The organism is Burkholderia seminalis DSM 23518 (genome assembly GCF_902832885.1).
Lineage (GTDB): Bacteria > Pseudomonadota > Gammaproteobacteria > Burkholderiales > Burkholderiaceae > Burkholderia > Burkholderia seminalis.
On sequence record NZ_CADFDK010000006.1, the window covers coordinates 390,870 to 414,760 of the forward strand.

At 65.6% G+C, this 23,891-nt stretch carries 22 protein-coding genes; 6 read left to right on the plus strand and 16 right to left on the minus strand.

What is annotated here, in order from left to right; genetic code table 11:
• Nucleotides 1-104: 104 nt before the first annotated feature.
• Nucleotides 105-1,016, plus strand: coding sequence for a LysR family transcriptional regulator (locus HWX00_RS21120; protein WP_034187947.1), 912 nt, complete (start codon nt 105-107; stop codon nt 1,014-1,016).
• A gap of 37 nt (nt 1,017-1,053) precedes the next feature.
• Here HWX00_RS21120 and HWX00_RS21125 read toward each other — a convergent pair whose 3' ends face one another.
• A complete protein-coding gene (locus tag HWX00_RS21125) occupies nt 1,054-2,208 on the minus strand; it encodes a porin (RefSeq protein WP_034187948.1) in 1,155 nt (384 codons plus the stop codon).
• A gap of 381 nt (nt 2,209-2,589) precedes the next feature.
• Here HWX00_RS21125 and HWX00_RS21130 point away from each other — a divergent pair, with 381 nt between their 5' ends.
• Both HWX00_RS21130 and HWX00_RS21135 read left to right on the plus strand, forming a co-directional pair.
• A complete protein-coding gene (locus HWX00_RS21130; RefSeq protein WP_034188001.1) occupies nt 2,590-3,687 on the plus strand; it encodes an OpgC domain-containing protein in 1,098 nt (365 codons plus the stop codon).
• Nucleotides 3,688-3,748: 61 nt separating this feature from the next.
• Complete coding sequence (locus HWX00_RS21135) at nt 3,749-4,684, plus strand: alpha/beta hydrolase (RefSeq protein ID WP_175027747.1); 936 nt, start codon at nt 3,749-3,751, stop codon at nt 4,682-4,684.
• A 51-nt stretch (nt 4,685-4,735) separates the two neighbouring features.
• On the opposite strand, the gene HWX00_RS21140 is transcribed toward HWX00_RS21135, so the two are convergent.
• Nucleotides 4,736-5,950, minus strand: a complete 1,215-nt coding sequence (locus HWX00_RS21140; RefSeq protein WP_175027748.1) for an FAD-dependent monooxygenase — start codon at nt 5,948-5,950, stop codon at nt 4,736-4,738.
• Between the two features lie 166 nt (nt 5,951-6,116).
• On the opposite strand from HWX00_RS21140, the gene HWX00_RS21145 reads away from it, so the two are divergent.
• The gene (locus tag HWX00_RS21145) at nt 6,117-7,061 is read left to right on the plus strand and encodes a LysR family transcriptional regulator (RefSeq protein ID WP_175027749.1); all 945 of its coding nucleotides are present in this window, start codon (nt 6,117-6,119) and stop codon (nt 7,059-7,061) included.
• 140 nt (nt 7,062-7,201) lie between these two features.
• Nucleotides 7,202-7,960, plus strand: coding sequence for an SDR family oxidoreductase (locus HWX00_RS21150; RefSeq protein WP_175027750.1), 759 nt, complete (start codon nt 7,202-7,204; stop codon nt 7,958-7,960).
• 60 nt (nt 7,961-8,020) lie between these two features.
• Here the strand turns inward: HWX00_RS21150 and HWX00_RS21155 are convergent, their stop codons facing one another.
• The 14 genes from HWX00_RS21155 to HWX00_RS21220 form a co-directional block, all read right to left on the minus strand.
• Complete coding sequence (locus HWX00_RS21155) at nt 8,021-8,452, minus strand: Fis family transcriptional regulator (RefSeq protein ID WP_226104001.1); 432 nt, start codon at nt 8,450-8,452, stop codon at nt 8,021-8,023.
• A 40-nt stretch (nt 8,453-8,492) separates the two neighbouring features.
• Nucleotides 8,493-9,968: a metallopeptidase TldD-related protein gene (locus HWX00_RS21160; protein WP_175027768.1), complete on the minus strand. Its 1,476-nt coding sequence runs from the start codon at nt 9,966-9,968 to the stop codon at nt 8,493-8,495.
• A gap of 12 nt (nt 9,969-9,980) precedes the next feature.
• Nucleotides 9,981-11,339 (minus strand): TldD/PmbA family protein, encoded by a 1,359-nt coding sequence (locus HWX00_RS21165; protein WP_175027751.1) that lies wholly within the window; start codon nt 11,337-11,339, stop codon nt 9,981-9,983.
• A 42-nt stretch (nt 11,340-11,381) separates the two neighbouring features.
• The gene (gene trxA, locus HWX00_RS21170) at nt 11,382-12,605 is read right to left on the minus strand and encodes a thioredoxin (RefSeq protein ID WP_175027752.1); all 1,224 of its coding nucleotides are present in this window, start codon (nt 12,603-12,605) and stop codon (nt 11,382-11,384) included.
• A gap of 79 nt (nt 12,606-12,684) precedes the next feature.
• Nucleotides 12,685-14,355 (minus strand): ABC transporter ATP-binding protein/permease, encoded by a 1,671-nt coding sequence (locus tag HWX00_RS21175; RefSeq protein ID WP_226193972.1) that lies wholly within the window; start codon nt 14,353-14,355, stop codon nt 12,685-12,687.
• 107 nt (nt 14,356-14,462) lie between these two features.
• Nucleotides 14,463-14,885, minus strand: coding sequence for an ExbD/TolR family protein (locus tag HWX00_RS21180; RefSeq protein ID WP_175027754.1), 423 nt, complete (start codon nt 14,883-14,885; stop codon nt 14,463-14,465).
• Between the two features lie 13 nt (nt 14,886-14,898).
• Entirely contained in the window at nt 14,899-15,633 is a 735-nt protein-coding gene (locus HWX00_RS21185) for a MotA/TolQ/ExbB proton channel family protein (RefSeq protein WP_034187958.1), read from the minus strand.
• Between the two features lie 22 nt (nt 15,634-15,655).
• The gene (locus HWX00_RS21190) at nt 15,656-16,411 is read right to left on the minus strand and encodes an energy transducer TonB (RefSeq protein WP_226193979.1); all 756 of its coding nucleotides are present in this window, start codon (nt 16,409-16,411) and stop codon (nt 15,656-15,658) included.
• A 31-nt stretch (nt 16,412-16,442) separates the two neighbouring features.
• Complete coding sequence (locus HWX00_RS21195) at nt 16,443-18,812, minus strand: TonB-dependent siderophore receptor (RefSeq protein WP_034188003.1); 2,370 nt, start codon at nt 18,810-18,812, stop codon at nt 16,443-16,445.
• A gap of 331 nt (nt 18,813-19,143) precedes the next feature.
• Nucleotides 19,144-19,608, minus strand: a complete 465-nt coding sequence (locus tag HWX00_RS21200) for an Lrp/AsnC family transcriptional regulator (protein WP_105392488.1) — start codon at nt 19,606-19,608, stop codon at nt 19,144-19,146.
• A gap of 132 nt (nt 19,609-19,740) precedes the next feature.
• Nucleotides 19,741-20,715 (minus strand): DUF4880 domain-containing protein, encoded by a 975-nt coding sequence (locus HWX00_RS21205; protein WP_124671172.1) that lies wholly within the window; start codon nt 20,713-20,715, stop codon nt 19,741-19,743.
• On the minus strand, nt 20,697-21,248 hold the full coding sequence (locus tag HWX00_RS21210) for a sigma-70 family RNA polymerase sigma factor (protein ID WP_175027755.1): 552 nt from the start codon (nt 21,246-21,248) through the stop codon (nt 20,697-20,699). The genes HWX00_RS21205 and HWX00_RS21210 overlap by 19 nt, the downstream gene beginning before the upstream one ends.
• 446 nt (nt 21,249-21,694) lie before the next feature.
• On the minus strand, nt 21,695-22,564 hold the full coding sequence (locus HWX00_RS21215) for a type 1 glutamine amidotransferase domain-containing protein (protein WP_226193981.1): 870 nt from the start codon (nt 22,562-22,564) through the stop codon (nt 21,695-21,697).
• Nucleotides 22,565-22,595: 31 nt separating this feature from the next.
• Complete coding sequence (locus HWX00_RS21220) at nt 22,596-23,405, minus strand: SDR family NAD(P)-dependent oxidoreductase (RefSeq protein WP_124608780.1); 810 nt, start codon at nt 23,403-23,405, stop codon at nt 22,596-22,598.
• Nucleotides 23,406-23,662: 257 nt separating this feature from the next.
• On the opposite strand from HWX00_RS21220, the gene HWX00_RS21225 reads away from it, so the two are divergent.
• Nucleotides 23,663-23,878, plus strand: a complete 216-nt coding sequence (locus HWX00_RS21225) for a hypothetical protein (protein WP_175027756.1) — start codon at nt 23,663-23,665, stop codon at nt 23,876-23,878.
• Nucleotides 23,879-23,891: the final 13 nt, after the last annotated feature.

The window sequence follows — 23,891 nt, forward strand, 5'->3', positions numbered from 1 at the left end:
CTGGGCGCACGACGCCGCGCGATAAACGCGAAACGCGCCACCAAACCATTCGACGCTGATTAACAATGGAGCCTGTTCTCCTCCCCGCCCAGGCTTCCGCCCGCATGGACCATCTGCAAGCAATGCGCATCTTCGCGCGCGTCGCCCATCTCGGCAGCTTCACGAAAGCGGCCGAGCAGTTGCACCTGCCGCGCCCGACCGTCAGCAACGCCGTCCAGTATCTCGAAAAGCACCTGAAGATCCGCCTGCTGCAACGCACGACGCGGCGCGTCGCGCTGACGGCCGAAGGCGCGACCTACTACGAACGCTGCGTGCAGCTGCTCGCCGATCTCGACGATGCGGAAACGCTGTTCGAGGACGCCGGCGCGTCGCCGCGCGGCGTGATCCGCGTCGACCTGCCCGAACGCTTCGCGCTGAACCAGGTGATTCCGGCGCTGCCGGATTTCCACGCGCGCTACCCCGACCTGCGCGTCGTGATCGGCACGACCGACCGTTTCGTCGATCTCGTCGCCGACGGCATCGACTGCGCGGTACGCGTCGGTGTGCTGTCCGACACGTCGCTCGTCGCGCGGCGCATCGGCGAGCTGGCGCAGATCAACTGCGCGTCGCCCGCGTATCTGGCGCGCCACGGCACGCCGCGCTCGCCGGACGAGTTGCCGGACCACGTCGCGGTCGGCTATTTCTCGAGCCGGACGGGCCGCGAGCTGGACTGGGAATACGCGGACATGGATTCGGGCGAGATGCACGCGGTGAAGATGCACAGCGTCGTGTCGGTCAACAGTTCGCAGGCGTATCTCGCCTGCTGCCTCGCGGGCCTCGGGCTGATCCAGGCGCCGCGCGAGGGGCTCGCGCCGCTGCTCGCCGACGGCTCGCTGGTCGAAGTGCTGCCGGAATGGCGTGCCGGGCCGCTGCCCGTGTCGGTGGTGTTCCCGTACGGCCGGCACCTGGCGCCGCGCGTGCGGATCTTCGTGGACTGGCTTGCCGACACGCTCGGCGGCACCCACCTGGCGGACTGACGCGGGCCGACGCCGGGGCGCCGGCCCCGCCCGCCGATCAGAACTTGTGGCGAATCGCGGCGCGCACCGCGAACTGGTTCGACGACGCCGACGGGCCGTCGGTCCCGACGACGTAGCCGCCATCGGCCGCCGTGCCGGTCTTGTCGCCGGCCACCTTCTGCCACGCGCCCTGCAGGTACACGTCGGTCCGCTTCGACAGGCTGTAGTCGGCCATCAGGCCGACCGTGTGGTACTTCGGCTTGAACGAGCCGGCGGCCGCATCGAACTTCCCGTCGGTGTACACGTACTGCGCACCGAGATAGAAATCGGGCGTGAGCTGGTACTTGCCGTTGATCTCGATGTTCTGGAACTTGGTCGCGGTCAGCCCGAGGCCGGCGAACGTCGAGGCCGGCAGGTAGACGGTCGACACCGGGTTCTTCACGTCCGTCTTCGTGTAGACGACGCCGACCGTCGCCGGGCCGAACGTGTAGTTCACGCCGCCGCCGAAGATGCGCAGGCGGTCGGCGACGAAGTTCGCGTCGTCGGCCGCGATCGCGCCCGCGTTGCCGATGCCCGGATTGTTCGCCTGCAGATAGGCGGCCGCGACCTGCAGCCCGGCCAGCGAATACTGCGCGCCGATGCTGTACTGGCGGTTGTTCGAGAAGCCCGTGCTGTTGCTGAAGCTGTACGTGCCGCCCAACGTCAGGCCGTTCCAGTCGGGACTCGCGTACTTGACCGTGTTGTTGACGCGGAACGAGTTGTCCGTGTTGTCGTTGTCGAACGGGTGCGAGAACAGCGTGCCGCCCCAGTTGCCGTTCGCGGTCAGCGGCGCGAGATAGTCGACGACGGCGTCGTACTGACGGCCGAAGGTAAGCGTGCCGAAGCGCGACTGGCTCAGCCCGACGAACGCCTGGCGGCCGAACATGCGGCCGCCCTGGCCGAGCCGGCCGTTGTTGACGTCAAATCCGTTTTCCAGCGTGAAGATCGCCTTCAGCCCGCCGCCGAGATCCTCGCTGCCCTTCAGCCCCCAGCGGCTGCCCTGCGCGTAGCCGCTCGCGAGCTGGTAATTCGTCTTTCCGACCCCATTGACGTTGACGTTGTTCGTGTAATTGATGCCTTCATCGATCAGGCCGTACAGCGTCACGCTGTTCTGGGCAAAGGCCGGCGCGGCGAATGCAGCGAGCGCGGCGGCAAAAATGGCGTGCTTCTTCATGACGTATCTCCGGAGCCGGGGGCCGGGCGGGCCGAGCGCCCGGCGAATGTTTGGTCTGTTGTATGTGTGGCCCGCAGGGCGGACGACGCGGTGTGCGGCCGCGTGAGGATAAAATGGTGTCACGTCGGAAACCGTCCGTCCATCGGGGGGGCGTCGCCGTGCGCAAAGCGTTGCGCTCGTCCAACTGCCCGGTTGCGCCGACCGCCTGACCGGGCTTATCGGCAGCGGCAGGCGGGCCCGCCATCCGCGTAAACCCGGTGGGTGTCGCATCGGTGGCACAATGCGCATCCGTTCGCCATTTCTTCACGAAGTCATGCTTCACCCCGACTCATGCGCGGCCCGTGCCGGCCGCGCCCGCGGCGCGCGCCGCGCGGCGGTCCGATGACCGCGCCTGCCCGGGCCGGCCGCTACGCCGAACTCGATTTCTTCCGCGGCCTCGTGCTGCTCGTCATCGTCGTCGACCATATCGGCGGCAGCATCCTGTCGCGCGTGACGCTGCATGCGTACGCGCTGTGCGACGCGGCCGAGGTGTTCGTGTTTCTCGGCGGCTTCGCGACCGCCATTGCCTACAACTCGCTCGCCGAACGGCACGACGAGGCCGCCGCGCGCCAGCGCTTCATCCGGCGCGCGTTCGAGATCTATCGCGCGTTCCTCGTGACGGCCGGGCTGATGCTGCTGATCACCGCCGCGCTGAACGCGTTCGCGATCGACGGCCCGAACATGCCGACCAACGACCTCGACGGCCTGCTGCACAAGCCGCTCGCCGCGCTGCGCGACATCCTGCTGTTCCGCCGCCAGCCGTACCTCGCGTCGGTGCTGCCGATGTATGCGTTCTTCGCGCTGCTCGTCCCGCTCACCCTGCCGCTGGCGCGCACGCAGCCGTGGCTGCTGCTCGCGTTCAGCGGGTCGCTCTGGTACGCGGCGCCGCACGTCGCACGCTTCTTGCCGACCGTCGAAGGCGTGCCGTGGGACTTCAACCCGTTCGCGTGGCAGTTCCTGTTCGTGCTCGGCGTGATCGCGCGCTGCCAGCCCGTCTACCAGACACTCGCTCCCCGCCCGCAGGGCTGGCTGCTGACGGCCGGCTCGCTCGCGATCGTCGCGGCCGGCGCGTACTACCGGCTGCGCATCGAGCCGTTCCCGACCGATCCGTCGATCAAGCAGAACCTCGGCGCGCTGCGGCTCGTGAACTTTCTCGCGATCGCATGGCTCGCCGCGAAGCTCGTGCACCTCGGCTGGATGAAGAAGGTCGCGCACGCGATGCCGTGGATCGGCACGATCGGCCGGCAGGGGCTGCTGTGCTTCGTCGCGGGCACCGGCATCTCGCTCGCCGTCGATTCGCTGCTCTACCAGGCGACCGAAGGTTATCTGAACGTGCCGCTCGGCCTGGCCGCCGACGCCGTCGCGATGGGCCTGCTGTATCTCGTCGCCAAACTCTACGGGCCGCTCGTCGCGCGGCTGCCGTTCCGTTCGCGGCGATGACGCGCCGCGCCGTCACGCGCCGCTGCTACGATAGCCGGCGCCTCTCCTGAAACGCTTCGCCATGCGCCGACTCGCCCTTCCGTTCGCCATCGCCCTGATCGCCGGCTCCATCGCCACCGCCGGTGCCACGCCGGCCGCGCCGCCGGTCTCGCCCGTGCCGCCGCCCCCGGCCGTCCAGACCGCCACGACACCGTCGAGCGCCCAGGAACCGCCGGTCAACCCGGGCAGCAGCGTCGTGCTGCGCACGTTCCGGTCGGCGTCGCTGAAGCGCGACTGGTCATACACCGTCTACCTGCCGCCCGGCTACAACCCGGAAGGCGCGCGCTACCCGGTGATGTACCTGCTGCACGGCAATGCCGGCAACGCGAACGACTGGGTCACGCAAGGCCGCCTGCAGGCCACCGCCGACACGCTGATCGAGCGCCGCGAGATTCCGCCCGTCGTGATCGTGATGCCGCAGGGCGGCACCGACTGGTACGTCGACCGCAAGGAGAAGATGCAGAGCGCGTTCCTCAACGACCTGCTGCCGGAGGTCGAGGCGCACTTCGCGGTGTCGAACCAGCGTGCGGGCCGCGCGATCGGCGGCGTGTCGATGGGCGGCTTCGGCGCGTTGCGCTTCTCGCTGCTCGAGCCGGGCCTGTTCTGCGGCGTGATGCTGCTGAGCCCCGCGATCTATGCGAACGAGCCGCCGCTCAATTCCGCCGCGCGCTACGTCGGCGTGTTCGGCGACCGGCAGTTCGATTCACGCGTGTGGCACGAGCTGAACTACCCGGCGCTGCTGCGCGGCTATTTCGCGCGCAGCTGGCGCGTGCCGATGTTCATCGCGGCCGGCGACGACGACCTGACGATCCAGGCGGAATCGAGCGTGCTGTACACGCACCTGCGCCGCGCGCAGAATCCGGCCGAGCTGCGCATCGTCGACGGCGGGCACACGTGGGACGTGTGGCGCGGGGTGCTCGGGCAGGGGTTGAAGTACGCGCTGGAGTGCGTGAAGTGACGACCGGCCGATAACCGGCGAACGCAACACCTGTCGCGTCCGCCATCGGGCTCAAAGCCAGGTACCGCCCTGCCGCTCGCTCGGCTCATCGTCGAGCGCGTCGAAGTCGTGAATCCAGTCGAGGTGCTGCAGCACGCGATCGCGGTCGGCCAGACGCGCGTTGCGCGCCTGCGCGGCCGGCCCGTCGGGCAGGTGCAGCACGTCGGCCGCGGAGATCGATGCGTATTGCACCTTGCGCGTGCGGCCGCGACGCAACCGCTCGTAGGCTTCCTGCGCCTCGCGCCACTTCCCAGGCCCGGCCTTCGCGAGCTGTGCCGCCAGCACCACCGCATCCTCGATCGACTGGTTCGCGCCCTGCCCGTGGTGCGGCACCAGCGCATGCGCGGCATCGCCGATCAGCGTCACGCGCCCGCGGCTCCAGCGGCCGAGCGGCGGACGGTGGAACAGCCCCCAGCGCTGGCTGATCGGCACCGCGGTGATCATCTGCACCACGGCCGGGTGCCAGTCGCCGAACACGCGCAGTTGCTCTCCCTCCTGAGCCGGCATGACCCAGTCGCGCGACGGCCACAGCGACGGATGCCGCTCGACCAGCAGGAAGTTCTGGTCGCCGTTGTCGCCGATCGGATAGTGCAGCAGATGCCCGTGCGGCCCGACCCAGAACTGGATCGTGTCGGGATCGGGCAGCAGGTCCATGCGTGCGGCCGGCACCACGCCGCGAAAACCCGAGCAGCCCGAATACAGCGCATCGTCGTAGCCGAGCATCCAGCGCCGCGTGATCGAACGCACGCCGTCCGCGCCGATCACGAGATCGGCGTCGACGCGCGTGCCGTTGTCGAACGACAGCGTCACGCGATCGGGATGCTGCGCGAGATCGACCAGACGATGGCCGAGATGGATGCAGTCGGGACCGACCGCGTTCGACAGCACCGCCTGCAGATCCGCGCGATGCACGCCCCAGTACGCGCCGCCGAATTGCCGGCGGTAGTCGGGCTCGCCGCGATGATGGCCGATCACCGCGCCGCTGCGCCCGTCGCGATACACGAGCCCCGGGATGTCCGCGCACACCGCATCGAAGGCCGCGCGCAAGCCCATGCGTTCGTAGAAGCGCGTCGCATTGGCCGACAGCGCGACGGCCGCGCCGACTTCGCGCAATTCATGGGTCTGCTCGTAGAGCTGCGCGTCGATGCCGTGCTCGCGCAATGCGAGCGCGAGCGTCAGGCCGCCGATGCCGGCGCCGACGATCGCAATCTTCAGATTCGTCTGCATGATGAAGGTGTCTCCGATATTTCCGTGTGGGGCCCGCGCCTTGCGCAGCGGCCATGTCGAGTGCATGGGCCGTATCGGTATTTTCAGGAGTGGACTTTCATCCCGCAATAAAATGAAATGAATCTGCTTCATCACGGAATGCAATGAACCGGGCACCGCGAAACCCATGGAACTGAGCGAGATCGACCTCAACCTGCTGCTGCTTTTCCAGCGGCTGATGCAGGAGCGGCGCGTGTCGAGCGTCGCCGAACAGATGAACATGAGCCAGCCGGGCGTCAGCAACGCGCTCGCGAAGCTGCGCCGCCGGCTGGGCGATCCGTTGTTCGTGCGCGGGCCGGGCGGCGTCGTGCCGACGCCGTTCGCGCTACGCCTGGCCGAACCCGTGTCGCATGCGCTGGCGACGCTGCACGCCGCGCTGAATCCCGAGACCGGTTTCGATCCGCTGCGCGCCACGCGCACGCTGACGATCGGCATGACCGATATCGGCGAAGTCGTGTTCCTGCCCGCGCTGCTCGAACACCTCGCGCGCGCGGCGCCGGGCATCGCGCTCAATACCGTGCGCAACACGAGCGTCAACCTCGGCGGCGAAATGGCCGACGGCCGCGTCGATCTCGCGATCGGCCTGCTCCCGCAGCTCAAGGGCGGGTTCTATCAGCGCCGGTTGTTCGATCAGCGCTACGTGTGCCTGTTCAGGCGCGACCATCCGCTCGAGGAAGCGGCGCTGACGGTCGACGCATGGCGCGACGCCGAACATCTGGTCGTGGTGTCGGCCGGCACCGGTCACGGGCAGGTGGACGAATGGCTGCAGCGGCGCCGCGTGAAGCGCCGGGTAAGGCTGACGGTGCCGCATTTCATGAGCGTGGGCTACATCCTGCAGCGCACCGACCTGATCGCGACGGTGCCCGAGCATCTCGCGCAGCAGCTCGCCGCGCCGTTCTCGCTCGGCTGGCGCGCGCTGCCCGTCGCGCTGCCCGGCACGCCGATCCACATGCTGTGGCACACGCGCGTCAATCAGGATGAAGGCAACCGCTGGCTGCGCGACGTCGTGGTCGACCTGTTCGCGGAGACGGGCGCACGAGCACGGAAGGCCGCGACTGGCCGGAAGAAATGATCGCCTTCGCCGCGTGGTCGGACACGAGTGCCGATATCGCTCGAATCCGTGCGCCGCGCATTTCGACTACATTGCCGAAGGGCTGACGACATCGAACCTCGCCCGCCTCGTTCCTCACTCAACCCGCAGGAAATCAAGCCATGTCTGTCTCGAAGAAATTCGCCGCCGTTACGGGCGCCGGCTCCGGCATCGGTCGGGCAGCAGCAATCGCGCTCGCGCAGGCCGGCTTCACCGTCGCGCTGCTCGGGCGCACGGAGGCCTCGTTGCGAGAAACGCAGGACACCATCCGCGCCGCCAGCGGCGACGCGCACGCGTTTCCCGCCGACGTCACCGACGAGGCGTCGGTCGACCGCGCGTTCGCGCAGATCGCGCAGCAATTCGGCCGGCTCGACGTCCTGTTCAACAATGCCGGACGCAACGCCCCGGTCGTGTCGCTCGACGAATACGACCTCGACGTGTGGAACAGCGTCGTCGCGACGAACCTGACCGGCGTCTTTCTGTGCGCACGGGCCGCGTGGCGCGTGATGAAAGCGCAGACGCCGCAAGGCGGCCGGATCATCAACAACGGCTCGATCTCGGCGCACGCGCCGCGCCCCGATACGATCGCGTACACGGCCACCAAGCATGCGGTGACCGGGATCACCAAATCGCTGGCGCTGGACGGCCGCCGGTACAACATCGCATGCGGCCAGATCGACATCGGCAACGCGGCGACCTCGCTCACGGAACGGATGACGCAAGGCGTCCCGCAAGCGGACGGCAGCCTCGCGCCCGAGGCGCGGATGGACGTCGCGCATGTCGCGAACGCAGTCGTCCAGATGGCGAACCTGCCGCTCGACACGAACATCCTGAACATGACGATCATGGCGACCGCGATGCCGTTCGTGGGGCGCGGATAGCGCGCGCTGCGGGCGAAGGCGCGTTGCGCGCGCCGCACCGGCCGATTCTTCGGAACCCGATCACCGGGTCGCCGTGCAGTATCGCTCCAGGCGCTTCGCGACTTCGTCGATCACCTTGACGGGGGCGACTTCCAGCTGCAAATCATGCGTTGTCAGCACCCTCGCGAACAGATGGAATGCGTCGCCGTCGAAATGGAAATGCCCTTGGCAACCCGAGGAAAACGCGTGGTTCGCGATCTTTTCCAGGTCCTTGTACGAAGCGTCCTCGACATCCCCGTAGCCGTATTCGCACAGGATGCCCGTGGCGATCACGGTCCTCATCAGGACCTGAAGCGCGACAAGCGACCCCACCCCGGCATGCAGCGCTTCGAGCTGAAGGTGATACTCCAGCGACAAGGCATCGCGTATCGGCCTCGGCAAGGGCAGCAGTTCCGTTTTCGCCTCGCGTTGCGTGCGGCTGGACTGACTGAGACGATGAGCCCATTTATTCACGTTCCATTCCACCGGCAATGCGCCGCCTCGACGGCCATGACTATGCGGTGCCTCCGACGGTCATTTCATCCACCCTCACGGTCGGTTGGCCCACGCCCACCGGGATCGACTGCCCCGCCTTGCTGCACGTCGCCCTGCCGGGATCGCAGGCGAGATCGTTGCCGACCAGGCTGATGTTCCGGATGGTATCGGGGCCGTGGCCCGCGATCGTCGCGCCCTTGACCGGCGCGGTGATCCTGCCGTTTTCGATCAGGTAGGCCTCGGATGCCTCGAAGACGAACTGACCGCTCGTGATGTCGACCTGCCCGCCCTCGAGACCCGACACGTAGATACCGTTGCGTACCGACTCGATGATTTCCTGCGGCTCGTGGTCCCCGTTCAGCATGAACGTGTTCGTCATGCGCGGCATGGGCGGCGACGCGTAACCCTCGCGGCGGCCGTTTCCGGTCGGCTCCATTCCCATCAACCTCGCGCTCAGCGCATCCTGCATGTACGCGCGCAGCACGCCGTTCTCGATCAAGGTCGTGCGCCGCGTCGCGCACCCTTCGTCGTCGATATTCAAGGAACCGCGGCCCCCCTGGAGCGTTCCGTCGTCGACGATGGTCACGTTCCCGGACGCCACCTTTTCGCCGAGGCGTCCCGCGAAGGCGGACGTCCCGCGGCGCACGCCGTCGGCTTCCAGTCCATGGCCGACCGCTTCGTGCAGCAAGACGCCATTCCAGCCCGGGCCGACCACCACCGTCATTTTTCCGGCCGGCGCCGGCCGCGCCTGCAGCTTCGTGAGGGCGGCCGTCACACGCTCCCGCACGAAGGTACGAAGTTCGTCGTCATCCCACGTCCGGATGCCATAGCGCCCGCCGATCCCTCCGCTCGCGCTCTCCACGCGCGCGCCGGACCTGACGCGCACGTTGATCCACAAGGCCAGTTGCGGACGCACGTCGCCGCCACTCAGGCCGTCGCATCGCGCGATCCAGATCGTTTCATGCACGGCGCTCAGCACGGCATGCACTTCGATCACGCGCGGGTCGGCGGCCCGGGCGATCTCGTCGAGCGTCTTCAGCAGCGCGATCTTGTCCGCTCCCTCCGTCGTCCGCAACGGATGAGCCGGGTCGTAGAACGATCGTGCCGTTGCAACCGGCCTGCGCTGCATCGCTGCCGAGCCGTCACGCGACATGCCGCTTCCGGTTTCGCTAAGTCGCGACGCAACATGCCGGAGCGCCATCGCGTCGATGCGTTGCGAACTCGCCAGCGTCGCCTGCTCTCCCTTCAACACGCGCAGTCCGAAGCCGCTATCGCAACGATACGAACTCGCGCGCACGGCCCCGCCTTCCAGCGACCAGGATTCCGCGGTCGTTTCCTTGAGGAAGACATCCGCAAAGTCCCATCGCTGGCCGAGGGCGATGCCCATCGCGGAAAAAAGCGCCGTTTCGTCGATGCCATGCCGGTCCAGCAGCGCGTGCCGCGCCAGCGTGCGGATCTCCTCGCGGGCAGGCCGCAATACCTGCCGCTGCTTCATGTCACTCATGTTTCAAGCTCCCCCGATCTTCATTGCATCGATCAGCCACGATCCGGAGGTCGCCCATCCCCTCGTCAACGCGTCGCTGCCGATCGCCTGTAGTCCGCCGAACATCCGGCGGAGATTCGACGCTATCGTGATACCGCTCACCGGGAAGCGGATCTCGCCGTCTTCCACCCAGAACCCCTTGGCGCCGCGGGAGAAATCGCCGGTCAGGCGGTTCACGCCGCCGCCGACCATCTCCGTGACCAGAAGTCCGCGATGCAGCTTCCTCAGCATCGCGGCGAAGTCGTCGCCGGGCTGGGTCCGTGTACTGCGCATGTCGAGGTTGTGAGGCCCGTAGCCGTTGCCGGTGGGCGTCAGGTTCAAGCGGCGCGCCGCATAAAGTCCGAGAAACAGCCCGCGCAGGCGGCCGTCCTCCACCACCTTGCGGCGCCCGCCCGGAATGCCGTCGCTGTCGAAGCAGCGGCTGGCCATCCCGCGCCTGACGAATGGATCCTCGTCAAGCTGGACATGCGGCGGAAACAACGGCGCGTCGATGTCATCCTTCAGGAACGATCCGCTCCGGTACAGCGCATCCCCCGATGCCGAGGACACCAGTTCGGCCAGCAGCCCCAGCGACGCCGACGGCTCGAACAAAACCGGGCATTGCTGCGTGGGGACTTGCGTCGCGCCGAGCGCGTCGATGGCTCGCCTGGCGGCCAGCGCCCCGACCTCCTCCGGTTTCGCGAGATCGTCGAATGCGCGACTTGCATGGCCCCAGAAACCGATCTGCTTCTCGCCGGTGCCGAACGCGACGGGCGCACATGCGATCGAATGGACGGACCACGGCGCCGTCGCATGGAACCCCGCCGACGTGGCCAGCAACGACGTGCCCGACATCGTTCTCACCGTCACGCCCTTCGACGCCTTGATCGACGGGTCATGTGCGAACGCCGCATCCTCGGCGCGTTGCGCATGGGCACCGATATCGTCGAGCGACCAATCCAGCGGGTGATGGAGATCGAGATCGGGAAAGTCCCTGGCCAACTGGCTCGAATCGGCGAATCCGGCCGCGGGATCGGGCTCGGTTGCGGCGGTACTCTCGATCGCCGCGCGAACGATCTTTTTCAGCCCGTCGTCCGACAGGTCCGACGATTTCGCGAAAGCGCGTTTTCCGTCGCGCAATACCGTCACCGTCATCTCCAGGGTGCCGCAAAAACTGCGTTCCGTCTGTACCCGGTTCGTCACGGTCACGGCGCTCGATTCGGCGGCCTCGATCTCCACGCGCGTCCCCTCGGCACCCGCCTGCCGCGCGAACGCGATCACACGCTCCGCCGAACTCGCCAGTTCAGCGGCAACGGTTTGCAACTGCGTACTGCTCGATTGCATCAGCCTGCTCCTCCGCCATGCGGCATCGTGTCGTCGAATGCGTCAGGCGGTCTGCCCGGTGAGCGCGATCAGCATGTCGCCGATCGCGCTGCCCCGCTCGGCCGCGGCAAGATGGCCGTCCTCGTAATAGGACAGGAAACGCCCCACGAGTTGAGGATCGACCTCCGCCGCCCGCTCCATCAGCGCGCTGCCCCGCGGCGGCTCGACACCGGCGTCGATTGCCTGCTTGAAGACACCTTCCGCCAATTGATTCAAGCGCGCATCGTCCTGCGCGCCCCAGTTGCATTTGACCTGAAGCCATTTCCGCACGGAGCTGCAAAGTGAAAAGACGAATTCCTTCAAGACGTCCGGATTCCGGGCCAACGACGACGAAGCGGCCTCCAGCACCTCGGCGGCCACGGCAGCACTCCCGTCGCCGAGTTCGGCCGCCGCCGCCCTGGATGCCTGTCGGACGTCCGCCCAGTTCGCGTCCGCCACAGGAGCGCCGTCCGTTTCCGCCGCGTGCAGCGAAACCAGCTCGTCACGAATCGCCAGCAACCTCGATTCTCCCTCCAGCGTGTCCGAGACGATCCGGCTCGACAGGATCGACACCAGCAGCCGGCCGGGCAGCGTCGAGAGATTCGCGCCGACCGGCACCCTTTCCAGCCAGTCCGCCACGAACAGCGCCGCCTTGAAATGGGTGCCTCGATAGCTCGACAGGACCGTCACTGCCTCGACCACATCGGTCGGCATGCCCAACACGGATGCGCACTCGTCCGGATCATGCGAGTCGGCGACGAATTCCAGTGCGCCGCTGATCTTGTCCGGCCACATGGGGGTGTCCAGAGCGGCTTGCTTGTGATCCAGATAATCGCGCAACCGTGCGATGCGCGCCGCTTTCACCTGCGGATCACCGCCGAACGCGCGAAGCGTCACTTCGGGCCTGGCCAGCTGCGTGACGGTTCCCAGGTGCGCATCGAGATAACTCGCCAGTTGCGTGGCCGACCGGGGGCCCACGATGCGGCCCGCCTCGTGGCCGCCGTTCATGAGCACCAGGGCGGGAATGCCACGCACACCGAAACGCTCGCGCAAGGACGGATGCTCGTCGACGTTGACCTTGACGATGTCGACCTTGCCGTCGAAGTTCCGCGCCACCTTCTCGAGCGTCGGCGCCAGCGCCTTGCACGGCCCGCACCATTCGGCCCAGAAGTCGACCAGCACCGGACGGCTGTTCATCATCACGTCGGCCTCGAAGCTCGCGGCGGTCACACTTTTCAAATCGCTCATTTCACGTTCCTGTCCATCAGTTCGGTTTTGTCGGAGCTTGCCCCCGGTGAGGTGCAAGCGTCCTGACGGGATCACGGTGTCATGCCGGGCAGGCAGACGAAGCCGGGCCGGTCAGGCCGGCCGCGACCGCGGATGCCCGTTCCGGCGAAAAGTCGAGGGTCTGCTGATGAAAGGCCAGCAACGCCTGTCGATGCGCGACGCTGAGGATCGTGGCCTGAGGTAGCCGGTCGATCAGCAGTTGGTAGAGCGTTCGCTCGCTCTCGGTGTCGAGCGCCGACGTGCATTCATCGAGAAATATCGTGGTCGGGCGGGCCAGCAACACGCGTGCGAACGCCACCCGCTGCTGCTCTCCGCCGGAAAGCCGGTCGCTCCAGCGATCGGCGTCCAGCATCGATGCAACGTGCGCATCGAGGCCGCATGCGCGCAGGACGTCCGCGCATTGGCCGTCGGTGTACGTCGATTCCTCGTGCGGATACGCGATCGCCGCCTTCAACGTGCCGACGGGAATGTAGCTGCGCTGCGGAACGAACATCGTTCCTTCGGCACCGCAGGTGACGATTCCCTCGCCGTAGGGCCAGAGGCCCGCGAGCGCTCTGAGCAGCGTGCTTTTCCCGCTTCCGGAGCGCCCGCGGATCAGACAGCGCGAACCGGGTGCGAGCGAGAAGTCGGGCACGCGGGCAATCTCCGCGCCGGCTGCGTCGCGCAGAACCAACCCGTGGGCGCCTACGGCTCCGCGCTCGCCGGCGGTCAACACGACGTTTCCCCGCGAATCCAGCGCGTTCACGTAGAGAAATTCCCGAAGCCGGTTCGCTTCGGCGCGCCACGCGGTGAATCCCAGATAGGCCTGCGGAAAGAACGCCAGGGAACTGGACACGGAACTGAATGCTGCGTTCGATTGCATCAGCCCACCCAGCGTCAGCCCCCCCGTTATCAGTTGCGGCAATACCAGCAACGTGGGCACCACGGGCACCACCGAGCTGAATTGCCCGACGATGTTGGTAAACAGCGAGACCCGCGTGTTGACCCAAAGCAGCGCATAAAGATTCGAAACGACCTGGCGAAAAGCCCCGTTCAATCGCTTGCCTTCCGCGCCGCTTCCATCGAAGAAGGCGATCTGCTCGGCGAATTCGCGCACCCGCACCGTCAGCACGCGGAAGTCGCCCTCCACGCGGTTCTGCTTGGCATTGAGGGTGATCAAGCGTCGGCCGAGCAGGTGCGTGGCCCAGAAAAACAGGCCTTGATAGAGAAAGACGGCATAGACCAGGTATCCGTGGATGCTGTACGTGTGTCCACCGATATCGAGATCCAGGGAATGGCCGATCGACCACAGGATCACGCTGAAGCTCACGATGCTCACCGGCACCTGAAGCACGCCCATCGACAGCTGCAAGGTGTCCTTGACGAACTGCTTCGCATCCTCCGCGATACGCTGATCGATGTTCTCGAGCGCGCGGTCGCGCTCGATGCGGTAGTAGGTATGGCGGGCCAGCCACTGATCGGCCAGCCAGGTCGTCAGCCATCGCCGCCAGCGAATCTCGACGATCGATTGCATCACCACCGTGGACACCGTCAGCGCGGCGGCGGCCATGGACACCAGCAGGAACTGCAACAGCAGGTTCGGCAGCGCCTGAAACCTCCCGGATCCCACGGCGTCGTAGAACGTGCCGGTCCATCGGTTGAGCCACACGGCGATATAGGTGTGGCTCCAGCCCGCCCCAAGCACGTAGGCGAGCATCAATGCCGACAGCATGCCCTCCCTGGTGGTCCAGTACGGCGTGATCAACTTCCAGACGGAAGGAAAGTGACGTCTGGCATCCCGATCCTCTGCGCGATCCGTCGGGAATGCCCGATTCCTGATCATTGCTGTCCCTTGTCCGGTTGCATGACGAAATTGATCTTGTTCAGCCCGCCGCCCTGCAACGCCGCGAGTATCGTGGCGACCTTCCCGTATTCGACGTGCTCGTCGGCATTGATGTTGACGGCCGGTGGATCGCCCTGCTTCGACGCCGCCTCGACACGCAGCTTCAGCGCCGCATCGTCGACTACATCCTTGTTCCACAGCACGGTCTTGTCAGCCGTGATCGACAGGTCGATGTCCTGCGTTTTCGACTGGGCGGGTTGGGCCGCGGCCTTGGGCAGATCGACCTTCACCGCCTTGTTGATGACCGGCAGCGTCACGATGAAAATGATCAGCAGAACCAACATGACGTCGATCAATGGCGTCATGTTGATGTCGTTCATCACGCCTTCGTCGTTGTTGCCATCCATGAGAATCGACACGATAGGCTCCCGGTCAGGCGGCGGCGTTGACGCGCTTGCTCGTCGCCGGCGCCGCGGGCACCGGGCGAACGTCGCAGCGGGCCTTGGCGCCCGTCACGAAGTACACGTGCAACTCGTGCACGAACCGGTTCAGCCGATGGCTCACCCGCTTGTTGCCTCGATTGACGTAGTTGAATCCGAGCACGGCGGGGATCGCCACGAACAGGCCGATCGCCGTCATGATCAGCGACTCGCCGACCGGGCCCGCGACATGATCGAGGCTGGCCTGTCCCGACACGCCGATGGCCATCAGTGCGTGATAGATGCCCCACACGGTCCCGAACAGGCCGACGAACGGCGCGGTACTGCCGATCGACCCGAGAATGGCCAGGCCGTTCTGCAGGCGGGCAACCTCGTCGTCGAACGCGTTGCGCAGGCCGCGCGCCACCCATTCGCTGCTGCTGAGGCTGCCTTGCAGCGACGCGTCGCCGCCGGCCTGCTGGTCGTTCGCCTCGCGGCCGGCAAGGGCCACGGCACGATACGGATTGTCGGTGCCGTCGCCCAGCGCCTCGATGCCGTCATCGAGCGACGGCGTGGACCAGAAGCGCGTCTGCGCACGCTTGCCCATGACCTCGAGACGTCGATTCGCCAGGCCCTTGGTCACGATGACGAACCACGACACGATCGACATGCCGAGAAGAAAGACGAAGATGAACCGGGTGATGAAGTCGCCCTGCTGCCAGACGTTGGCGATGCCGTACTGTTCCATTTTTTGCTCCGTAGATTCCAGGTCAATCATTCAGGTTGAAGGCGATCGGCTGCTCGGCCTCTACGGCACGGGCAATACCGGCGGTCGTGTAGGGCTGGCAATGGCCGGCTTCGATCGCCGCCAGCGCGGCCGCATCCAGCAGCGGGTAGCCGCTGCTTTGCGCAACCCGCGCCGTCTTCACCACACCGTCCACGCCGATGTTCAGCCTCACCACCACCGTGCCTTGCTGCTCCAGCCGCCGGGCCTTCGGCGGATAGTCCGGCCGCGGGATACGGCAACCGAGCTGCTTGAGCTCCGCGCTGCTGATCTGCTTCGGGCTATCGAGCAGTTGGGGGCCCGGCGCGGGTGCGGGCGGTGTCGCTGCGGAGGGCGCGACCGCGCTGGGCACCGGTACCGGCGGCGCCGGCGGCGCCGGCTCGACCGGTTTGACGGGCTCGGTCTTGGCTGGCGCGACGGTCCGGGCAGCAGGAGCCTCCGAGGAAAGCAAGGGTGCCGTCTTCCGCACCACGGTCTTTTCGACGGGCTTGGGTTCCGGCTTCCGCTGAGGCTCCTGCTTGGGCTTCGGTTCCGGCCGCGCGACGGGCTCGGGTGTCGGCGCGGCAACGAGCCTGACCTGAACCGACGCACCGGAGGCCCGGTCGGCCTCCAGCCTGATCAGGTCCACGCTGCGATGAACGATCAGATACAGCCCCAGTGCGTGCGCCAGCACGACCGCGCCCCCGATCGCCGCGCGCCGCCATCGCGCCCGCGAATGAGTGATGCGCTCAGGATTCGACATGCCGCCGCTCCACGGCCGAGTCTCGAGGGTGTCAGAAATCATAGGTACCGGTGAGCATGACGGTCCGCTCCGGTCCCATCGGGATCAAGGAGGGCGTCGTGCTGCTGTAGTAGAGCTTGCGATTGAATACGTTCTTGACCGAAAGATTCAGGCCGTAACCCTTCTTCCGATAGAACACGCCGAGATCCGTCTCCACCTGGCTGGGGATGCGATACGCCGAGCCCGTGCCGATGTACTGCCCACTCGCGAAGAACAACCCCGCGCCGACACCGAAACCCTGGAGCTTCTCGGAGCGGAAGTTGTAGGTCGCCCACAGGCTGGCGCTGTTCTTGGGCAGGTTCACCGCCAGCTTGCTGTTCGGCGGCTGCACGAAGTCGTTGTACGTGTAGCTACCGATCAGGTTGACGCCGGGAAGCGGCTGGCCGCTGATCTCCGCTTCGAATCCGCGACTCACTGCGCCGCCGGCGGGAAGATAGAAGCCGCGATGGGCCGGGTCGGCAACGTTGTAATTGCTGAACGAGGTGCGGTAAGCCGAGGTCGTGATGGCCAGCTTGTCGTCCAGCAGGTTGAACTTCATGCCCACTTCGACCTGCTGGCTGGTTTGCGGGGGGAGCACGCCGCCGCCGAATTCAAGCGCCGTGCCCGGCTGAAAGCCACGGTTGTAGCTGGCGTAGGCGGCAACCTCGGACGTCAGTTCGTAGAGCAGGCCGAGGCTCGGGCTATACGCATTCTGATGGTTTCCCGGGGGTGGGTTACCGGCGTAGGTCGCATGTGTCAGATAGGTATCCCGGCGCACGGACGCGAGTGCATGGAAATTCTTGTAGGAGAACTGATCTTGTAGATACAAGCCGGTTTGGGTGAAGTAGGTAGTCCCATTCGGCATCAGGTTTCCCGTGTCGGAAGACGGAAGCGTAAATGAGCCGAAGACATTCGGAATGGAAATGAATTTCGATGTCGTGGTGTCAAACTGATGCTGGCTGTAGCGAAGAACGTCCCAGCCAGCAATCACCGTATTTTTCGCAGCGCCGACATTGAACTTGGCGCGCAGGTAGTTCTGGAAGCTCCAACTGTAGAAATCCGAGAGCGAATCGAAATTGTGGAACAACACGCCGTTGGTCGCCGAGAGCGGCGTGGCCGTAGTCCAGGCTTGCTGCGTTTGTTGGGTCCGCGTATAGGAACCCTTGCTCACGAAGGTCAGCGCCGAGCCGAGCTTTTGTTCGAGATGAATGAAAATATTGTCCGTTTGCGCGCCGAAATGGTCGGACGGCGTGCCAAGCGGCTTGTCGATATAGTTTCGATAGATATCGCCGGCAGCATGGCCGAGCGTGAACTGGGGAACCGGCTCGCGGTAGACCGTGCGCTCATAGCCGACCGTCACATCCGTGGTCGAGTCCTTCCATTGCACAGTCGGCGCAAAGTAGAAATTTCTCTTGCCGTCATATCCCATCGAATTCTGGCCGACCCGTTCACCCGAGATGATGAAGCGATACCGGAGTTTCTTGTCGGCGGTGATCGCGCCCGTGCTGTCCAGCGCGATCTGGGTGTCGCCGTACGATCCGTAGCCCACCTGGATTTCATGAAACGGATCGGCCTGCGGCGTCTTCTTGACGAGATTGATGACGCCTCCCGGCGGACTGTTGCCATTCACGATGGCCGAGGGTCCCTTGACCACTTCCACGCTCGAGATGGCGATCGTCGGCGTAACGTTAGGGGCCGTCCCGACAGTCGACAATCCATCCGACGTGAGGTTTTGCGCTACAAACCCGCGAATCGTGTAACTCGGCACGCCCAGCGGCCCCGGCCGCGTGACGACACCGGAAGCATTCCTCAGCACATCGGAGAGCGACTGAGCACCCTGGCTCTGGATCACCGCGGCATTGATGACGCTGACCGATTTCGGCGTCTCGCTCAGCGGCACATCCGAGCGCGCATAGGTGGAGGACGATTCCGCGACGAAGCCGGTACCGCCTGAATCCCGGCTGGCCGCCACGCTGATGAGGGGCAAGGTGGTGTCCACCTGCGCCGTGGTCGCCGCGGCTGCGGCTGCGGCAGCGGCCGGCGCCGACGAAACCCCCTTGGCATCCGCCTTGACGTGAGCCAGCGTGTAACCGCCGTTCGCCGTCGGAACCAGGTCGAGGCCCGTGCCCTGCAACGCCTTGCGGATCGCGGCCTCGGCCGAATACGTGCCGTCCACCGGCGCCGATTTGAGCGACTGCACCAATGACGCGTCATAGCTCAACGGAAGCTGCGCGACCCGGGCGATCTCCACCAACGTGCGATCCAGCGGACCGCTCGGCAGATGATAGGTGTGTTGTTCCGCCTGCTGCGCATACGCCGCGGACACCATGAAAGTCTGGGCAACCGCCATTGCGATCGCCATTGCCGCAACGTTGCGGGCCATACCCTTGCCGTCGAACTTGATCCCCACGATGCACCCATCCCTAGTCGGTTGTATTTCGGCAAAACGCCTGTCTTGTCCCACACGATCGAGAAGTCGGGAAGCAGCGGCCAACCGCAACGGCATGCCTTCCCCCTTCACTCCCGGCTTCGCTCGAGGCCGCCGGCCCCGGCAGGCTTGCCGGCTCCTCATCCACATGAAAAAGTCTAGCGATCCTGCCCGGAATACTTTTTTGAAAGAATTCGTCGTTCGCGCCATTTCCGGTTTTTTATTCCCACCGACCGCGCCGTCCTTGAAAATTCAATCCAGCAGGCGGAATCCGCAGACAAGAAAATCAGCAAACGTAATCGAGGGGCAACCTCGTCGTATGCTTGATGGTCTCCATCGAGAAACTCGAACTCACATCGAAAATTTCCAGCTCGCTGATCAAGCGCTTGTACACGCCGTCATACCCGGCAATGTGCGGAACGACCACCTTCAGCAGGTAGTCGATATGACCGCTCATGCGGTACACCTCGATCACCTCGGGGATGTCGGCGACCACGTCGCAGAAGCGTTTGAGCCAGGCCGCGGTATGCTGCGCAGTCCTGATTTCGACGAGCACGGTCACGCCGACATTGAGCTTGTCGGCGTCGAGCAGAGCAACCCGGCGGGCGATGACGCCGTCCTGCTCGAGCTTCTGTATGCGGCGCCAGCAAGGCGTCGTCGACAAATGCACGCGATCGGCGATTTCCGCCACTGAAAGCGTGCTGTCCTCTTGCAGGACTGTCAGGATGGCCTTGTCGATATGGTCGATCACAGTTCCCCCCTTCGGGACAAGGTAAGCGTCGCAGGCATTCGGACGCCTTCATTCACCTTGTGCAACGAAGCGGGAAAAGTGACACCGGGAAAGAAAAATTTTTTTCGCGCCCCGGCTGAACGGGGCGCGGCGTCAAGCCTCGGAGGCGACGGCCAGAACCTTGCCATACACGGCCAGGGAGAGTCCCAGGCCGTTGGCGAGCTGGTGCAGCGCCGCCTCGGCGTCGTTGAGCGGGAACACGCCGCTGACCCGGCGAGCGAGCGCGGTCTGCGGAAACCGGATATAGCCGCCGTAGTAGCGGCCCAGCGTCTCGAGGATGTCAGGCAGCGGCCGATCCAGGACGACGAGCGTGCCGCGGCTCCAGGCGAAGATGTCGGCGGCCGTCTCCGGCATGCGGGCAATGCGCCCCGGCGATAGCGACCAGACCGAACCATCGGCGATGCGGACGCTACCGCCGCGCGGCGTCGCAAGGGTTGCATCGCCGCCCTGCACCGCGACCACGGTGTGATAACGCAATGCATCGACGCTCAGGCGGGCGCGGCTCGTGATTGCCGTCCCGTCCCGCGTCCTCACGGCGAACGGCGAGCGGTTCGTCGTGGCGGGACTCGACAGGATCTGGCCGGACGCAAGATAGACGTCGCCGCGCGCGCCGTCCCGCGTCCAATAAACACGCGCCGATGCCCCGAGGACGATCGGCGTTCCGTCTTTCAGCGCCACGGCCTGCGGCGTCAGATCGCCATTGTGATAATCGGCGTCGAGCGAATAGGCCCGGACCAGTTCTCGCGTCCCGATCGCGGCCAGCGCCAGCGCGCCCACCCCGGCGCCCGCCTTCAACATGCGGCGCCGCGCACGGGACGGCTCGTTCAGCGCGCTTCGCACCGCCGTGCCGGGTGCGTTCCGCAGCGACGCAAACCGTGCCAGCCCTTCCTGGAGCCGTATCCACGCCGCTTCGTGCGCGGGATCGGCGCGGCGCCATGCCTCGAAGCCATCGCGATCCTGCTGCGTGGCGTCCTCGGCACGCAACCGGACCTCCCACTGAATGGCTTCCTCCGCGCACGAATCGACCGTGCCGGCGCCGCGCGCGGCATTCAACTGATCAGAAAGCATCGGGTAAGCGCCTGGGCGATGTATTTGCGAACCATGCTTGTCGAGACGCCGAGTCGAGCGGCAATCTCGGAATAAGTGAGGCCGTCGATCTGGCTGTAGATAAAGGCACTTCTCGCTTTCGGAGGCAATCCATCGAGCGCCTGATCGATCAGGAACAATGCCTGGGAAATCTCGACGATCGATTCGGCGGACGGCGCGAGGGGTTCCTCGGCATTGAGGAGCGCCTCATGATACGCGCGCTCGAGATCCCGGCGGCGCCACATCTCGAAGGCGAGACGCTGGGCGATGACGGTCAGCCACGCTCGAGGCTCGCGAATACCCGGCGGGTCATCGACGCCGGCAAGCGCCTCGAACGACGACGACGCCAGATCCTCGGCATCGGCCGGCGATCCGACACGCCGCAGCAGCTTCGCCTTCAGCCATCCGTAGCTGGCCCGAAACTCGTTGGCAAGCCAAACCGAGCGGGAACGAGCCGACTCGTCGTCGCTCCTTTCCAGTTTGTCGAGAGGCTGTGCTGCCGGGCCAGTGCTCATGTACCAATTTCCAAAGCGATGGCGCGATGGGCGTGCACTGCAGGATGCCAATCATCTGCCGAAATGCAACGTCATGCCCCGCTAGATCGGTGTCGTAGTATGCCATTTCAAAATCGCCGCGTGCCGGCGCGATATCAATCCAGAACCCTGATGTCCGGGGCAGTCGTCCTCGACGCCGGGACGGCAAGGGCGCCCCGATCACGTCGCCGAGCCGCAGGCCGCCCCGAATCATGCGCGCTCAACCGGCTGCGAGATATCGCTGCGGCGATTCGCCCGTGGATCCGTCGGAACATGACGACGCGCGCGCTGGCGCCGCGATACCCGAGATCCATCGTCACCGGCTCGCCTGTGTCAAATGCCGCCCACTGCCCGGTCCATGTCGAGTCGGCAGCGAAATCGAAGCGGCCGGGCGCAATAACGCCCGGCCGCTGCCGTCACCGACGAACTCAGTTCGCGCGGGCCGTCAGTTTCGCCACGAGGACGTCGCCGAATTCCGGCGCCGACATCGGCTGCTGCCCCGTGATCAGCTCGCGATCGACGACGACATTGCCGTGCCAGTTCGCCACCGTGTCGACGTGGGCGCCGGCTTCTGCCAACGCGTTCACCGGATAGAACGGCACGTTGCCGCCAAGCCCGTTCGGCCCCTCGAGCTGCTGCTCCTCGCCCGTCGAGAAGACCGTCATCCGGTAACCGGCATACGGCCAGCCGGCCGCGAAGGCATTCGCCTTGCCGTCGTTGGCGGTCATCGATGCAACGAAGGCATCCGGATCGTGCAGCGTCGACAACAACACAATCGGCCCGTGACAGATGATCCCGGTGGGACGGCCGCTGTCATGGAAGCTGACCAGGATCTTGCCGAGATTCCGGTCCTTGAGCAGGTCGACCATCGGCGCATGGCCGCCGGGGATAAACAGGCCGACATAACCGTCGGTCCCCTCGGAGACGACGGACGCGAGCGTCTTCGGATGCTTCAGTTGCGCGATACCTTGCGCATATTTCAGTGCATCCGCGCGCGCGGCATCGTCTCCGCCGAAAAACAGCTTGTTGTTCGAGTTCGCGTCCATCACCGGCATGTCGCCATTCGGATTGGCGATCACCGGCTCGTAGCCCGCCTCGACGAGCTTGCGGTACGGCACGACGAATTCGTTGAGGTAATAACCGGTCGAATATGTCTTGCCGTCGCGCAGATCGAGCGCGTGAGCGCTCGACATGACAACCAGCACCTTGCCGCGCGACTGCGCCGACGCGCCCACCGGCAATGCAAACGCGGCCGACGTGGCGAGTACGGCAGCACCGATCTTGAGGATGTTCATCATCAAACCCTTCCGAAAAAATGAGTGAGCCGGTTCAAGCGCCGGCCTTGGCATCCGCCGCGTAGCGCGGAGCGGCCTTGGCGTTCGCGAATTTCGGCGTAAGCGCGCGGCGGGCCGCTTCCCATTGCGTCCAGCCGTCGCCGTCGTGCAGCGTCGGGATCGTCACGAGCTCGCCCTGATCGAGGCCCGCGAGCGCGGCATCCACCAGGTCGTCGGCCGTCATCGTGCTGGCGGCTTCCTTCTGTTTCGCATAGCCCGCCACCTCCCAGAACTCGGTCGCCGTCGCTGCGGGCAGCACGGTCTGCACGCGCACGCCCTTGTCCGCCAGGTCGCGCTGAAGGGCGTGGCCGAAGCTCAGCACGTACGACTTCGACGCGCTGTACACGCCGTTGAGCAGTTCGACCGCAATGCCAACGACGGAGCCGATGTTGACGATGGTGCCCGTGCCCTTGCCGGCGAACACCGGGGCGACGGCGTAAGTCAGGCGGGTGAGCGCGGTGATGTTCAGATTGATCATCGACTCCATCGTGTCGACGTCGCCGTTGAGAATCGACGCGACCGAGCCAATTCCCGCGTTGTTCACCAGCATCGTGATGCTGCTGTCCTCGCGCAGAATGCCTTCGATCTTCGCGAGCGCGGCCTTGTCGTTCAGATCGGCGGCAACGGTCTCGACCGAGCGGCCGGTTTCGGCCGTAAGGCGACCCGCCAGCGTATTCAGACGATCCTGATTACGCGCCACCAGAATGAGGTCGTAGCCGCGTTTGGCGAGGCGGTCCGCGTAAATGGCGCCGATGCCGGCCGATGCGCCGGTGATCAGCGCGGTGCCTTTCGTAGAAGTGCTCATGTCTTTTCCTTTCCGTGGATTGAGCCGACCGGGTGTCGGTTCGTGGAATGAATTCTGGTTTCGACCACGCTCTTCCTCAATGTCATAGATGCAATGATTTCTGCCATCCGTGTATTGACCGGAAACCTTGCGGATTCGTCCTTTGCAAGTGACGCCCGGTTACTCAAAATCGGCCCTGCAGGGGGTGCCGCGCGGCGCCTTGCCTCCTCCGAAGACGGCCGACAGGACGACCCTGGAAAAAGACAGCGGAAAAACCGGTGAAGATAGGCATCCTGATTGAATCAAGGCCACACGAAACGCGCGTCGCGCGATGCCCGAAACGGTCGCGCAATCCGTTGCGCCACGCCATCGGGCGGCGCCTCGACGACATCGACGGGCATGCCGGCGAAAGCGCGGCAGCCCCGGATCCGGCCGCGCACAAGGGCATGAGTGAAGCGCCACCGCAGCCCGCGGCGATGTCCGTTTTATGCTAGATTCAATTAATCA

Coding starts and splice junctions, on each gene's coding strand:
- HWX00_RS21120 (WP_034187947.1), top strand. CDS start 105: ATGGACCATCTGCAAGCAATGCGCATCTTCGCGCGCGTCGCCCATCTC.
- HWX00_RS21125 (WP_034187948.1), bottom strand. CDS start 2,208: ATGAAGAAGCACGCCATTTTTGCCGCCGCGCTCGCTGCATTCGCCGCG.
- HWX00_RS21130 (WP_034188001.1), top strand. CDS start 2,590: ATGACCGCGCCTGCCCGGGCCGGCCGCTACGCCGAACTCGATTTCTTC.
- HWX00_RS21135 (WP_175027747.1), top strand. CDS start 3,749: ATGCGCCGACTCGCCCTTCCGTTCGCCATCGCCCTGATCGCCGGCTCC.
- HWX00_RS21140 (WP_175027748.1), bottom strand. CDS start 5,950: ATGCAGACGAATCTGAAGATTGCGATCGTCGGCGCCGGCATCGGCGGC.
- HWX00_RS21145 (WP_175027749.1), top strand. CDS start 6,117: ATGGAACTGAGCGAGATCGACCTCAACCTGCTGCTGCTTTTCCAGCGG.
- HWX00_RS21150 (WP_175027750.1), top strand. CDS start 7,202: ATGTCTGTCTCGAAGAAATTCGCCGCCGTTACGGGCGCCGGCTCCGGC.
- HWX00_RS21160 (WP_175027768.1), bottom strand. CDS start 9,968: ATGAAGCAGCGGCAGGTATTGCGGCCTGCCCGCGAGGAGATCCGCACG.
- HWX00_RS21165 (WP_175027751.1), bottom strand. CDS start 11,339: ATGCAATCGAGCAGTACGCAGTTGCAAACCGTTGCCGCTGAACTGGCG.
- trxA (WP_175027752.1), bottom strand. CDS start 12,605: ATGAGCGATTTGAAAAGTGTGACCGCCGCGAGCTTCGAGGCCGACGTG.
- HWX00_RS21175 (WP_226193972.1), bottom strand. CDS start 14,355: ATGCTGTCGGCATTGATGCTCGCCTACGTGCTTGGGGCGGGCTGGAGC.
- HWX00_RS21185 (WP_034187958.1), bottom strand. CDS start 15,633: ATGGAACAGTACGGCATCGCCAACGTCTGGCAGCAGGGCGACTTCATC.
- HWX00_RS21190 (WP_226193979.1), bottom strand. CDS start 16,411: ATGTCGAATCCTGAGCGCATCACTCATTCGCGGGCGCGATGGCGGCGC.
- HWX00_RS21195 (WP_034188003.1), bottom strand. CDS start 18,812: ATGGCCCGCAACGTTGCGGCAATGGCGATCGCAATGGCGGTTGCCCAG.
- HWX00_RS21205 (WP_124671172.1), bottom strand. CDS start 20,715: ATGCTTTCTGATCAGTTGAATGCCGCGCGCGGCGCCGGCACGGTCGAT.
- HWX00_RS21210 (WP_175027755.1), bottom strand. CDS start 21,248: ATGAGCACTGGCCCGGCAGCACAGCCTCTCGACAAACTGGAAAGGAGC.
- HWX00_RS21215 (WP_226193981.1), bottom strand. CDS start 22,564: ATGATGAACATCCTCAAGATCGGTGCTGCCGTACTCGCCACGTCGGCC.
- HWX00_RS21220 (WP_124608780.1), bottom strand. CDS start 23,405: ATGAGCACTTCTACGAAAGGCACCGCGCTGATCACCGGCGCATCGGCC.